This window comes from Streptomyces deccanensis (assembly GCF_022385335.1).
GTDB lineage: Bacteria > Actinomycetota > Actinomycetes > Streptomycetales > Streptomycetaceae > Streptomyces > Streptomyces deccanensis.
This window is the reverse complement of the sequence record NZ_CP092431.1, coordinates 8,593,804-8,607,015: the sequence shown is the minus strand read 5'-3', so window position 1 is coordinate 8,607,015 and position 13,212 is coordinate 8,593,804. Positions and strand designations below refer to the sequence as shown.

The 13,212-nt window shown below is 71.0% G+C and carries 12 protein-coding genes; 4 read left to right on the top strand and 8 right to left on the bottom strand.

What is annotated here, in order from left to right; all coding sequences use genetic code 11:
• Window positions 1-85: 85 nt before the first annotated feature.
• The 7 genes from L3078_RS38035 to L3078_RS38005 form a co-directional block, all read right to left on the bottom strand.
• Complete coding sequence (locus L3078_RS38035; protein WP_239758620.1) at window positions 86-1,123, bottom strand: substrate-binding domain-containing protein; 1,038 nt, start codon at window positions 1,121-1,123, stop codon at window positions 86-88.
• Window positions 1,124-1,159: 36 nt separating this feature from the next.
• Entirely contained in the window at window positions 1,160-2,179 is a 1,020-nt protein-coding gene (locus tag L3078_RS38030; RefSeq protein WP_239758618.1) for an ABC transporter permease, read from the bottom strand.
• Window positions 2,176-3,759, bottom strand: a complete 1,584-nt coding sequence (locus tag L3078_RS38025) for a sugar ABC transporter ATP-binding protein (RefSeq protein WP_239758617.1) — start codon at window positions 3,757-3,759, stop codon at window positions 2,176-2,178. The genes L3078_RS38030 and L3078_RS38025 overlap by 4 nt, the downstream gene beginning before the upstream one ends.
• Window positions 3,760-3,901: 142 nt before the next feature.
• On the bottom strand, window positions 3,902-5,083 hold the full coding sequence (locus tag L3078_RS38020) for an ROK family transcriptional regulator (protein ID WP_239758615.1): 1,182 nt from the start codon (window positions 5,081-5,083) through the stop codon (window positions 3,902-3,904).
• A gap of 765 nt (window positions 5,084-5,848) precedes the next feature.
• The gene (locus L3078_RS38015) at window positions 5,849-6,523 is read right to left on the bottom strand and encodes a GntR family transcriptional regulator (RefSeq protein WP_239758613.1); all 675 of its coding nucleotides are present in this window, start codon (window positions 6,521-6,523) and stop codon (window positions 5,849-5,851) included.
• A 169-nt stretch (window positions 6,524-6,692) separates the two neighbouring features.
• Window positions 6,693-7,631, bottom strand: coding sequence for a beta-ketoacyl-ACP synthase III (locus L3078_RS38010; RefSeq protein ID WP_239758612.1), 939 nt, complete (start codon window positions 7,629-7,631; stop codon window positions 6,693-6,695).
• A gap of 166 nt (window positions 7,632-7,797) precedes the next feature.
• On the bottom strand, window positions 7,798-8,271 hold the full coding sequence (locus L3078_RS38005) for a hypothetical protein (protein ID WP_239758610.1): 474 nt from the start codon (window positions 8,269-8,271) through the stop codon (window positions 7,798-7,800).
• A 173-nt stretch (window positions 8,272-8,444) separates the two neighbouring features.
• Here L3078_RS38005 and L3078_RS38000 point away from each other — a divergent pair, with 173 nt between their 5' ends.
• Both L3078_RS38000 and L3078_RS37995 read left to right on the top strand, forming a co-directional pair.
• Window positions 8,445-9,395 carry a M23 family metallopeptidase gene (locus L3078_RS38000; protein WP_239758608.1) on the top strand — a complete coding sequence of 317 codons (951 nt, stop codon included), beginning with the start codon at window positions 8,445-8,447 and terminating at the stop codon, window positions 9,393-9,395.
• Between the two features lie 59 nt (window positions 9,396-9,454).
• The gene (locus tag L3078_RS37995; RefSeq protein ID WP_239758606.1) at window positions 9,455-10,003 is read left to right on the top strand and encodes a YciI family protein; all 549 of its coding nucleotides are present in this window, start codon (window positions 9,455-9,457) and stop codon (window positions 10,001-10,003) included.
• Window positions 10,004-10,058: 55 nt separating this feature from the next.
• Here L3078_RS37995 and L3078_RS37990 read toward each other — a convergent pair whose 3' ends face one another.
• Window positions 10,059-11,057: a glycosyltransferase family 2 protein gene (locus tag L3078_RS37990; protein WP_338059547.1), complete on the bottom strand. Its 999-nt coding sequence runs from the start codon at window positions 11,055-11,057 to the stop codon at window positions 10,059-10,061.
• Between the two features lie 124 nt (window positions 11,058-11,181).
• Between L3078_RS37990 and L3078_RS37985 the strand changes: the two genes are divergently transcribed.
• Both L3078_RS37985 and L3078_RS37980 read left to right on the top strand, forming a co-directional pair.
• Window positions 11,182-11,652: a GtrA family protein gene (locus L3078_RS37985; protein ID WP_239758603.1), complete on the top strand. Its 471-nt coding sequence runs from the start codon at window positions 11,182-11,184 to the stop codon at window positions 11,650-11,652.
• Window positions 11,653-11,740: 88 nt separating this feature from the next.
• A complete protein-coding gene (locus L3078_RS37980; protein WP_239758601.1) occupies window positions 11,741-13,180 on the top strand; it encodes a hypothetical protein in 1,440 nt (479 codons plus the stop codon).
• Window positions 13,181-13,212: the final 32 nt, after the last annotated feature.

Below are 13,212 nucleotides of genomic sequence, written 5' to 3'. Positions count from 1 at the left end.
GTCCTCCTCGTGGTGGCGCGGTGGGGGGTGGGGCCCGACCCGGCGGTGGGGAGTCGTGTCCTGACTCGCCGTCGGGCGGGGCCCGTCACTTGAAGCCGGTGGCCATGTACTGGTCGACGTTGTCCTTGTCGACGACGGCCGAGTACAGCGTCAGCGAGGACGGGATCTCGAACTCGGCGAGGCCGCTCACCCCCTTGGCCTGCCCGAGGGCGCGGGCGAGGTCGATCGCGGAGGCGGCCATGGTCGGCGGGTAGAGGACGGTCGCCTTCAGCACCCCGTCGTCCTTCTTGATCGCCTGGAACGCGGAGAGCGCGCCCGCGCCGCCGACCATCAGGAAGTCGTCGCGGCCGGCCTGCTCGATGGCGCGCAGGGCACCGACGCCCTGGTCGTCGTCGTGGTTCCACAGCGCGTCGAAGTTCGACTGGGCCTGGAGGAGTTGGGCCATCTTGGCCTGCCCGGACTCGACGGTGAACTCGGCGGCCTGCCGGGCCACCTTCTTGATGTTCGGGTAGTTCTTCAGGGCGTCGTCGAAGCCCTTGGTGCGCTGCTTGGTCAGCTCCAGGTTGTCCAGCCCGGCGAGCTCGATGACCCGGGCGTCGCCCTTGTCCTTGAGCTGCTCGCCGATGTAGTGACCGGCGTTGAGGCCCATGCCGTAGTTGTCGCCGCCGATCCAGCAGCGGTACGCCTGCGGGGAGTTGAAGATCCGGTCGAGGTTGACGACGGGGATGCCGGCCCGCATCGCCTTGAGGCCGACCTGGGTGAGCGCCTTGCCGTCGGCGGGCAGCACGACCAGGACGTCGACCTTCTTGTTGATGAGGGTCTCGATCTGCCCGATCTGCTGGGCGGTGTCGTTCGAGCCCTCGGTGATCTCCAGGGTGACGTCCTCGTACCGCTCGGCGCGGCTCTTGGCGTTCTGGTTGATCGCGTTGAGCCAGCCGTGGTCGGCCTGCGGTCCGGCGAAGCCGATGGTGACCGCCTTGCCGGGCTTGTCGTCGGCGGCCGGCTGATCGGCGGCGGCCGGGTCATCCTTGGTCTCGTTGCTGGTGCAACCCACGAGGAGGGCGCCGGCCGAGACGGCGGCGGTCCCGAAGAGCAGTCCTCTGCGGCTGGTGAACTCTGGCATGGCGGTGGACCTTTCGCGTGTCGGCTCTTCGGTGGGTCAGGTCGTGCTGGCCGTGCGTCGCTGGACCAGGACCGCGGCGACGATGATCGCGCCCTTGGCGATCTGCTGGACGTCGCTCTGCAGGTTGTTGAGCGCGAAGATGTTGGTGATCGTGGTGAAGATCAGGACGCCGAGGACGGAGCCGGTGATGGTGCCCCGGCCGCCGCTGAGCAGGGTGCCGCCGATGATCGCGGCGGCGATGGCGTCGAGTTCGTAGAGGTTGCCGTTGGTGTTCTGGCCCGAGCCGGACAGCACGATCAGCAGGAAGGCGGCGATGCCGCAGCACAGTCCGGAGAGCAGGTACAGATAGAGCCGCTGGCGGCGGACGTCGATGCCCGCGAGCCGGGCCGCCTCCGCGTTGCCGCCGACGGCGACGGTGCGCCGCCCGAAGGTCGTGCGGTTCAGCACGAGCCAGCCGATGATCGTCACGAGTGCGAAGACCAGCACGAGCGGCGGGATGCCGAGGACATAGGCGTCGCGCTCACCGAGGTCGAGGATGGCGTCGACGGTGACGACCTGGGTGCTGCCGTCGGTGATCTGCAGGGCGAGACCACGCGCTGAGGCGAGCATGGCGAGGGTGGCGATGAAGGGGACCATCCCGCCGTACGCGATGAGCAGCCCGTTCACCAGGCCGCAGCCGACGCCGACGATCACCGCCGTGAAGAGGATGCCGGCGAAGCCGTACTCCTGTGTGGCCACGGTCGTCGCCCAGACCGAGGCCAGGGCGACGATCGCGCCGACGGACAGGTCGATGCCGCCGGAGGTGATGACGAAGGTCATGCCGACGGTGACGACGCCGATCACCGAGGCCTGGGTGAGGACGAGTTGGAGGTTGCGGGTGTCGAGGAACTCGTCGGGCCTGGTGACACCGCCGATGAGGATGAGCGCGGCGAGCACGCCGAGGAGGGAGAGCGTACGGACGTCGGCCCGGAACAGCATGGTCCGCCAGGCCGGGGGCTCGCTCGCCGCGGGGGCCTTGTCGATGCTGTCCCTGGGCGGGGACACGGGCTGGGTCATGACGCCGGGCTCCCTTCGCCGGTCGCGGGGCTTCCCGCCCCGGCCACCGGACTTCCCACACTGGCCACCGGGCTTCCTTCCATCACGAGGTCGAGGACACGGTGTTCGTCGAGTTCACGGGCGGGCGCGGTGTGCACGACCCGACCCTCGCGCAGGACGAGCACCCGGTCGGCGAGGCCGAGGACTTCGGGCACCTCGCTGGAGACCAGCAGGACGGCGAGTCCCTCGTCGGCGAGCCGGCGGACCACGGCGTACAACTCGGCGCGGGCGCCGACGTCGACGCCCCGGGTGGGTTCGTCGAGCAGCAGGACCCGGCAGCCGCGCAGCAGCCAGCGGGCGAGGACCGCCTTCTGCTGGTTGCCTCCGGAGAGGGTGCGGACGGGTACCGCCGGGTTGTCGGGGCGCAGGGACAGCTCGCGGGTCGCCGCGCGCGCCCCTTTCAGTTCCGCCGCCCGGTCGATCCAGCCGACGCGCGCGAAGCGGGACATCGACGACACGGAAACGTTTCTGGTGACGGACTCCAGCATCAGCAGTGCCTGCGCCTTGCGCTCCTCGGGGGCGAGCCCGAGCCCGGCCCGTACGGCGGCCCGCACACTGCCGAGCCTCAACTGCCTTCCGCCGACGCTGACTTGACCGGCCGTGGGCCTGCGGGCGCCGTAGATCGTCTCCAGGATCTCCGAGCGCCCCGAGCCGACGAGTCCGGCGAGCCCCACGATCTCACCGGGCCGCACCTCCAGGTCGAGCGGCTCGAACTCCCCGTCGCGCGCCAGTCCCCGCACCTCCAGGACGGGCGCGACCGAGGTCGGGGGCGTGGGCGGCCGATCGGGGAAGACGTACTCGACGTTGCGCCCGGTCATCAGTGCCACGACCTCGCGCGTCGGTGTGGACTTCGCGGGCAGCCCGCCCGCCACGGCCCGTCCGTCCTTCAGTACGGTCACCCGGTCGCCGATCCGGCGGATCTCCTCCAGGCGGTGCGAGATGTAGACGACGGCCACGCCGTCGGCGGTCAGGTCGCCGACGATCCTGAACAGGTTGTCGACCTCGTCCGGGTCGAGCGCGGCCGACGGTTCGTCCATCACGATCAGCCGTACGTCGTGGGAGAGCGCCCGCGCCATGGAGACGATCTGCTGCTGGGCAGCCGACAACTCCCCGACCAGCCGGGCCGGATCGACCTCCGGGTGCCCAAGTCGCTTGAGCAGAGCGCCAGTCGAGGCGCGCGCCGCCTTCCCCCGTACGACGAAGCCGGCGGCCGTGGGCTCGTGCCCGAGGTGGACGTTCTCGGCCACCGACAGGCCCTCCACCAGGTCGAGTTCCTGGTAGATGGTGGCGATGCCGAGCCGCATGGCGGCGATCGGGGATTTCAGGGTGACGGGTTCGCCCCGCCAGGTGATGGTGCCGTCGTCGGGCTGGTGGGCGCCGGCCAGGACCTTGATCAGGGTGGACTTCCCGGCGCCGTTCTGGCCGAGCAGACAGTGGACCTCGCCGGCCTGGACGTCGAGGTCGACGCCGTCGAGGGCCCGGACTCCGGGGAACGACTTGGTGATGCCGGACATGGTGAGCAGCGGTGGTTCTGGTGCCATGAGTTCCCCTTGGCGGGCGTGCGGGCCGGTTTCAGGGCGAATTCCGTCTGCTGGGCAGGCGTTTCGGGGCAGGGCGAGGCTGAGCGCTGTGCTGGTGGGGCCCGGCGGAGATGGGCCTAGGCGTGTGCGAACGGAAGAGGGCTCACGCGGGTGAGAACAGGTGGTCGCTGATGAGACGGGCGGCGCCGATGACTCCGGCGGTGGGCCCCAACTCCCCCAGCACGATGGGCAGATTGTTCGTCGCGAGGGGCAGTGACTGACGGTAGACCTGGGTGCGGATGGCGGCGAGCAGGGTGTGGCCGAGGCCGGTCACCCCGCCGCCGATCACCACCAGGCCGGGGTTGAAGAAGCTGACGAGTCCGGCGATGACCTGGCCGGTGCGGTTGCCGCCCTCGCGTATGAGGTCGAGCGCGGTGGCGTCGCCGGCGGCGGCCGCGGCGGCCACGTCGACGGCGGTCAGGGTGCCGTTGGTGTCCAGACGCGAGGCGAGTTCCACCGAAAGTCCCTGCTGGGCCGCTTCCTTGGCGTCGCGAGCGAGCGCGGCGCCGCTGAAGTGGGCCTCCAGACAGCCTCGGTTGCCGCAGGCGCAGGGGCGGCCGTCCGGTACGGCGAGGATGTGGCCGATGTCGCCGGCGCTGCCCGTCGTACCGCGGTGGACCTCACCGCCGACGACGATTCCGCAGCCGATGCCGGTGCCGATCTTGACGCAGAGGAAGTCACCCACGGAACGGGCCACGCCCGCGTGCTGCTCCCCCATCGCCATCAGGTTCACGTCGTTGTCGACCATGACGGGGCAGCCGAGTTCCTGGCTGAGCGCCTCGCGGACCGGGAAGCCGTCCCAGCCCGGCATGATCGGCGGGGCGACCGGGACGCCCTCCGGGAAGCGGACGGGTCCGGGGACGCCGATGCCGGCGCCGTCGAACCCTTCCGCGAGCCCGGAGGCCTTCAGCTTGGCCGCCATGGACAGCACCTGCTCGAAGACGGCGACCGGGCCCTCCCGCACGTCCATCGGCTGGTTGATGTGCCCGAGGATCTCCAACTCGGCGTTGGTGACGGCCACGTCGATGGAGGTGGCGCCGATGTCGACGCCGAGGAAGCGCAGCTGGGGAGCGAGTCGGATGTTGTGCGACCGGCGGCCACCGCGGGAGGCGGCGAGCCCGTCGGCCACGACCAGTCCCGTTTCCAGGAGCCGGTCCACCTCCACGGCCAGCTTCGACCGCGAGAGGTCCACCCGATCGCCCAGCTGGGCCCGAGAGTTGGGCCCTCCGTCGCGCAACAGCCGCAGCAGCCGTGCCTGGTGCGCGTTCGCGGGTCGAGCCGTCATACGTCTCACAAGCCCCTCCCCGCCTCAACCGGACGCTACGTCAGTCGGGTTCCGGCCACACCATCGCGACCGACCTTTCGCAGGGGAACGTAGCAGCGGCCGCCGGGGCTGGGAAGAAGTAGCGCACAGATTGCCGTCAACTTTCTCCACTCACAGGACAAAGCATCGCCCGACGACAAGTCCCGCAGGGCGCCCCGACAAGCATCCGAACATGCGACAAGCCCCCGTACCGAGCAACGACACCCGGGCGCCCGCGACTTCAGCGACCCCGACTGACCTGCGACGACCCGTCAGGGGCGACCTAGGCGGGCGGGGCGGGGCGGTGTAGGCGGGCGGGCGGCGTAGGCGGCAGGCGGGCGACGAAGCGGGCGGGGGCGCAGGCGCGCGGCGGGTGTGGATGGGCGGCCGACGCCAGACGCGGCGCGCTGGCTACGCAGACCGCCGACCGACGCACGCGCGCGGGCGAGGCAACCGGGCGGCGACAGCTGGCGCATGCGGGCAGGCCACGCAGCAGGCGGCGCGCGCAGCCGCGCACCGGGGGCAGTCGGGCGGCCGACGCCAGAGCCGCCGACGACGCAGACCGGCGACCGACGCAGGCGCGCGGGCGACGTAGATGGGCAGGCGACGCATGCGCGCGGGCGACGGCTGGCCTGCGCCGCGGGGCAAGGCTGGCCCGTGATTTGGGCGGGCGGCCGACGCAGGCCCCGGGGCCGACGCAGGCAGGGGGGCCGACGCAGGCAGCGGCCGGCCTCGCGTGGGCCCCGGCTACTTTTCCCGTTCGTGGTACGTCTTGCGCGTGTGTTCCGTGTGGGTGCGCATGACCTCGGTCGCGCGGGTCTCGTCGCGGGCGGAGATCGCGGCGATCAGCTCCCGGTGTTCGATCCAGGACTGGTGGCCGCGTTGGCGGGCGACGGGGGTGTAGTACCAGCGGACGCGGCGGTCGACCTGGGCGGCGAGTTCGGCGAGGACCGTGTTGCCTGCCAGCTCCATGACCTTGGCGTGGAAGCGGGCGTTGAGGGCGACGGTCGCGTCGACGTCGTCGGCCTCGACGGCTCGCTCCCCCTCCGCGCAGAGCTCCTCCAGTGCCGTGATCCCGGCCGTACCGGCGTTCGCCGCGGCGAGCCGGGCGGCTTCGGCCTCCAACAGGGTGCGGACCGTGAGGAGTTGGTCGGCCTCCGCCTCTGTCGGCTCGTGCACGAACGCGCCCTGGGCGGGCCTGAGATCGACCCACCCCTCGGTGTTGAGGCGCTGCAGCGCCTCGCGGACGGGCTGCCGGGACACCCCGAGGTGCCCGGCGAGTTCGCTCTCGACCAGGTGCTGGCCGGGCCGCAGCGCGCGCGTGGTGATGAGTTCGAGCAGGGCCTCGTAGACACGGTCGCGCAGTGGACCGGGGCGTTCGAGCTTGGGCACGGCTCCTTGCGGTAGTCCTGCCGACAACATCGCGATCCCCCTCCAGAGCGCCACCGGGCACTGCAAACGGAAAGTCGGCCAGAGGCAAAATCAAAGGCCAGTATGGATTGGCTTTCGTCTACAGTCTACGGCCCACAATTTCCAGCCCGATGGAGGGTCGGACTCGTCACACCGCCGCACCGCGCCCCGAACTCCCTGCTCAGGGGCAGCGCACCACCTGTCCCGCGTACGACAGGTTCCCGCCGAAGCCGAACAGCAGCACGGGGTCGCCGGAGGTGATCTCGCCGCGTTCGACGAGCTTGGAGAAGGCGAGGGGGATGCTGGCGGCCGAGGTGTTGCCGGAGTCGACGACGTCCCGGGCGACGACGGCGTTCACCGCGCCGATCTTCTCGGCGAGGGGCTCGATGATCCGCAGATTGGCCTGGTGGAGGACGACCGCGGCGAGGTCGGCCGGGGTGAGTCCGGCCTTCTCGCAGGCGGCGCGGGCGAGGGGCGGCAGCTTGGTGGTGGCCCAGCGGTAGACGCTCTGCCCCTCCTGCGCGAAGCGCGCGGGGGTGCCCTCGATCCGCACGGCGTTGCCCATCTCGGGCACCGATCCCCACAGCACCGGCCCGATGCCGGGCTCCTCGGCCGCCTCGACGACGGCGGCGCCGGCCCCGTCCCCGACGAGGACACAGGTCGTACGGTCGGTCCAGTCGGCGACCTCGGACATCTTGTCGGCGCCGATGACGAGGGCCCGGGTGGCGGCGCCCGCCCGCAGGGCGTGGTCGGCGGTGGCGAGGGCGTGGGTGAATCCGGCGCAGACGACGTTGACGTCCATGGCGGCCGGGTTCGGGATGGAGAGCCGGTTCGCCACGCGGGCCGCCATGTTCGGGGAGCGGTCGACGGCGGTGGAGGTGGCGACCACGACCAGGTCGACGGCCTCCGGACCGAGTCCGGCGGCGGCGAGCGCCTTGGCGGCGGCGTGCCCGGCCAGCTCGTCCACCGGCTCGTCGGGTCCCGCGATGTGCCGGGTGCGGATGCCCACTCTGCTCGTGATCCACTCGTCACTGGTGTCGACCAGACCCGCCAGGTCCTCGTTGGTGAGGACCTTGGCGGGCTGGTAATGGCCGACGGCGGCGATCCGCGAGCCGTTCATGGGTGGTTCCCCTCGTTGCCTGTGGTCAGCGGGATCCACCAGTCTGATCAGTGACCCACGGGTACGAGGACGGGTGAGGCGACAGTAAAGCGCGGCCCGAGTTGTGGGCTTCTGTCAGAGCCGCGACGAGCTCCGGCATGAACAGCGTGCCCGGGTCGGCGTGACCTCAGCAGAGATCGAGGCGGTTGAAGTCGTACGTCTCGTGGTCCGGGACCTCGTGCCGCGAGTTGTCCGCCGGGATGTAGGTCTGGTACCTGGGCCCCCAGAAATGGACTTGGGCCCCGCCGGTCTGGTGGTTGACGACAGCGAGCGCGTCGATGAAGTTCGAGAGCGACCGCGTATCGCACTTGTACAGGTGGAAGATGCTGTGTTTGCCGTCGCCTTGGCCGACCGAGACGCAGGCGATGCCATTGCGCGCGGCGCAATAAGCCAGCTTGATGTTCCGAGTGAGACTCGACACATCCCGCTCCACCGACTCGCCCGAGAGCAGCGGGTAGATCTCCGGTGTCCAGGCGGCCGTTCCGTTCGTACCGTTCGACGCCGCCTGTGCCGGTGCCTGCGCCGCCAGCGGCAGGGCCACTGCGGCGACCGTCGTCGCGACCATCGCGGCCGCCCGCTTGCTGATCCTTCTCAACCTCATGTGATCTCCTCCGTTGTCACGACCGATGCGGCTGTGAACCGACGGTGCGCAAGCTAGCCGCGGGACGGCGGGACAGGGCATCCGGAACGTGCGGGAGTCCGTTTCCCCGCCGCATCGGGCACCGTGGCGACGCGACAACCACGGAGACCGGTGACGGGGAGGGGTGGGGCTACATGCGGTTCCGACGAGGGAGAGGGCCGGGCAGGGGGGCGGCCGCGGTTCTGGCCGCGCTCGTCGCGGTCCTGACGACTCTGGTGGCCACGGCGCCGGCCACATCCGCCGCGCCGGGAGCCGCGCGCTCCGCGCCCGCCGCGCCGGCCGCCAGACCCGACTTCAGACTGCCCTTCGCCTGTGGGCAGACGTGGCAGCTGCAGACGTACTGGGGCCACGCGCCCGATGACAAGAAGCTCGACATGTACCGGGTCGGCGGGAACACCCTCGGCTCCCTGGTGGCCGCGTCCGCGGCCGGCACGGTCACCGAGTTCTTCGAGCCGGGCGGGCTGGAGATCAACCACGGCAACGGCTGGTTCACGGTCTATCTGCACATGGACCGCAGAGACGTACGGGTCGGGCAGCAGGTCGCCTCCGGGGCCACGATCGGGCGGCTGGGCCTGGTCGGTACCACCTCGGCCCACCTGCACTACGAGCAGCTCTACGACACCAACGGGGACAACAACGGCGAGAACGACGAGATAGTCCACCCGGTGATCCAGGGCACCGAGTACCGGCTCTCACCGGACAGCGACTTCCCCAAGGTGACCAGCACCAACGCCTGCGGCGGAGGTGGCGGTGAACCCGCGCGGTACTGGGTGGACACCTTCGCCGACGCGCCCGGTTACGCCGCCGTCGACTGCGTCGGCGACACCAGGCCCGCATGCGCGCCCCAGGGCAAGCTGTACAAGGGCACCAACTACGTCCTGTGCAAGAAGTGGGGGGACAAGGTACAGGTGGGCACCTCGTACAACCACTACTGGCTGCTGACCGATCTCGACGAGGTGGCGCCCGGTGGGAAGGGCCGTGCCTACGTGTCGGCCTACTACCTCCAGCGCTGGGGGAACGACGAGGCGAAGGACAACGACGGCCGGGTCATCCGCGACTGCGACCCCGACGAAGTCCCCAGGTGACGTCTCATCGTTGCTGAACTCGGTTGAGCTGCCGCACGGATGTCGGGGAGGGTCGGGGCATGGAGTACTTCTGCCACCACCGCGACCGGCTCGGATCCCTCCCCCTGCGCGAGGAGTTGACGGAAGCGCACTGGTCCTACATGGACGGGTACGAGAAGGAGCTGATCGCTCGCGGTCCGACCTTCACCACCGACGGCGAGACACTCACCGGCAGCGTCCACATCGTCGACCTGCCCGATGCCGCCGCCGCCCGCGCGTTCGCCTTCGACGAGCCCAACTACCAGGCCGGCGCGTTTCGGGACGTGCTGGTGCGCCGGTGGCGCAACCTACTGGGGCGCACCATGTGGGAGTTCCCCGGCGGCGCGAGCGGCGGCAACCGGTATCTGGTGCTCGGCCTGGGTTCGGGGCGGGCCGCCGACGTCGACGTGCCGTCCGACCGGGACGACCTGATCGCGTACGGTCCGCTGCTGTCCGACGACGGCGCCGCGTGGCTGGGAACGGCGGTGCTGCTCCGCGCCCCGGACCCGGCCACGGCACGCGCCGTACTGACCGCCGCCCGGTACGCCGACGTCGAGGTCCACGCCTGGGAGTTCGGCGGACGCCGCTGACGGTTCGGGCCCCGTGACCCGTGGGTCCGACCGCGGCGCCGCGCGCCCCGGTCCGTCAGCGACGCCCCGGGGTGTGCCTTGCGGGCACGGGGCGGGTGCCGGGGCGGGGCCCGGTGTAGCGCGGTGGGCGGCCCGGTGCCGCGTAGGCGAGGTGCACGAGCCGGGAGTGTTCCTGACGCATGTGCATGAGGGACTCGAGGATGTACCCGACGAGCAGCACGAGCACCGCGATCGTCATGATCGCGGCGGCGAGGATCGCCGTGGGGATGCGCGGCACGGTGCCCGTGCGGATGAAGTCGGCGATGACGGGGATGCCGAGGACGACCGAGACGAGGGCGAGGACCCCCGCGACCACGGCGTGGACGAGCGAGGGCCGCTCGCGCCGGGCGAGGTCGAGGATGACCCGCAGGATGCGCCAGCCGTCCCGGAAGGTGTGCAGTTTGCTCTCGCTCCCGGCGGGTCTGACCCGGTAGTCCACCTCCACCTCGGCCGTGGGGAGCCGCAGGTGGAGCGCGTGGACGGTCATCTCGGTCTCGGTCTCGAACTGGCGGGCGAGCGCCGGGAAGGACTTGACGAAGCGGCGCGAGAAGACGCGGTAGCCGCTCAGCATGTCGGTCACGTCGTTGCCGAACAGGAAGCGCACCGCGCCCGTGAGCAGCCGGTTGCCGGTCGCGTGCCCCATCCGGTAGGCGGCGCTGACCGTCTCGCGGCGGGCGCCGACCACCTGGTCGTAGGGACCCTCGAAGAGCAGGTTGACCAGGTCGCGGGCCCGGGAGGCGTCGTAGGTGTCGTCACCGTCGATGAGGAGCAGGGCGTCGGCGTCGACATCGGCGAAGGCACGCCGGATGACGTTGCCCTTGCCCTTGCGCGGTTCCTCCCGGACGATCGCGCCCGCGTCACGGGCGACCTCCACCGTGCGGTCGGTCGAGGCGTTGTCGTACACGTAGATGTCGGCCTCGGGGAGCGCCATCCTCAGGTCGCGCACGACCTTGCCGACGGTGGCCTCCTCGTTGTGACACGGCACGACACACGCGATCGTCGGTTGCACGGCCACTCCCTACCTGATCCCTGCCTGACCCTGCGTCGGATGACGACAGAATTTTCGGATGACGATAGGAAATAATGCGTTATGGGCGCGTCCGGGCGGTCGGGACGCGCCGGGTCGTTACTCTCGCCGTGTGCTGGTCCTCGTATCCATGGCGCTGCGTGTGCGTGACGCCGTCCGGGGCGTCTGGCGCGAGGCCGCCAAGTTCGGGGTCGTCGGGGCGCTGGCCTTCGTGGTGGACAACGGCGGCTACAACCTGCTGGTGTTCGGCCTTCCCGGCGGCGCGGAGGGCGGGGTGATGCGGTCCGCCCCCGTGTGGGCCTCCGTCGTCGCGACGGGCGCGGCGGCGCTCTTCAGCTGGGTGGGGAACCGCTACTGGACCTACCGCCGGCGGCATCGCGAGAACATGACGCAGGAACTGGCCCTGTTCCTGTTCGTGAACGTGGTCGGTGTCGCCCTCACCGCGGGCACGGTCTTCGTCTCGCGGCAGCTGCTCGGGGTGGATTCGATGGCCGGCGACAACACCGCCCGCGTCCTCGGCTGGGTCCTCGCCACCCTGTTCCGCTTCTTCACCTACCGGCGCTACGTCTTCGTCACGCCCTGACCCGCGTCACGCCCTGACCCACCTCGCGCTCTGACCCGCGTCGCGCCCTGCCCCGTACGGCCCTGTTGGCGCTGTTAGCATCCGCCGCATGGGACAAAAGGTGCGCATTCGGGGCGAAAAGCACTGGAACTGGTGGCTGACGGCTGTCGCCGTGGTGTGTTGCCTGACCACGGCCGTCGTCTTCAACCCGGGGTACATGAGTCCCGACAGCATCGACCAGCTCCGGCAGGCCATGGGCAGAACGCCGCTGACCGACTGGCATCCGCCCGTGCTGAGCCTGGTGTGGCGCGCGCTCATCGCCGTCACCGGCACGCCCGCGGCCATGGCCGTCCTCCAGTCCGTCGTCCTGTGGGGCGCGCTGTGGGTGCTCGCCCGCTGCGTCTGGGAGATGACCGCGAGCCGTGCCGGTTCGCTCGCCGTCCTCGGCCTCGGGCTGACTCCCCCCGTGCTGACGTTCGTCGGCGTGGTATGGAAGGACGTCCACGCGGCGTGCGCGCTGCTGGCGGCCTGCGCGGTGGCCTTCGTCGGGTTGCTGCTGCGGGACCGCGGCATCTCCACGGGGATGCGCTGGGGTCTGCTCTGGCTGGGCGTGCTCTTCCTCTCCTACGCCGTGCTCGTGCGCAAGAACGCCTTCCTCGCCGCGATCCCGATGTTCGTCCTGCTCGTCCTCGCGCTGTGGCGCTCCCCCGGGCGTCGCACATGGGCCGCGTGCACGGCGGCGCTGGTGGCTGCCGTCGTCGTGCCCGCCGCCGCGATCTCCCTGTTCGCGCGGCCGGTGCAGACGGATCAGGGCGCGCAGATCCTGCTCGACGACCTCGTCCACGTCCTGACCGTGGAGGAACTGCGGTCGGCCGACGTCCGGCCGGAGCTGCGGGACCGCCTGGTGGCAGCCGCCGAGGAGTGCGACCGGGTCGACGCCCTGTCGGACGCCTACTGGGCCTGCTACCAGCGCTCGGCGGACGGACTGTCCCGGGACGCGGACCAGCTCACCTCCCTGTGGCTGCGCGAGATGCGCGGACACGTCTCCGGCTATCTCCAGTACCGGCTGCGGGTCTTCACCGCCCTGCTCTTCGAGACGGGCTACGTGTACCAGCCGGGGGTCTTCGCCAACGAGCTCGGCATCGACGTGACCCGCCCCCGGCTGGAGGCCACCCTCGCCTCGTACGTCAACGGCTCGGCCACCGACCTGAAGCCGCTCTTCCGGGGGTGGTTCTGGCTCGCTGTCGCGCTCGTGCTCGCCGTCCGTCCCGGCAAGGGGACGTTCTCGCTGCCGATCCGGGCGCTGGGCATCAGCTCGGTGGCGTACGTGCTCGGCTATCTGCCCATCGTGCCGGCGACGAACTACCGCTACGTGTACTGGCCGGCGCTCGCCTGCGCGCTCGGCCTCCTCCTGCTCTGGCTGGACCGCGCCAGGCCCGGCCGGTCCACGGCCGGCTCCGGCGTCCGGCGCGACAGCGCCGCCGTCGCCGTCCCCAGCGGCGTGACGGCGCATCAGCCGACGGCCCCGGCGGAGCAGCCCCCGGCGTGACTGTGCCGATGCCGGGACCCCCGGCATCGGCA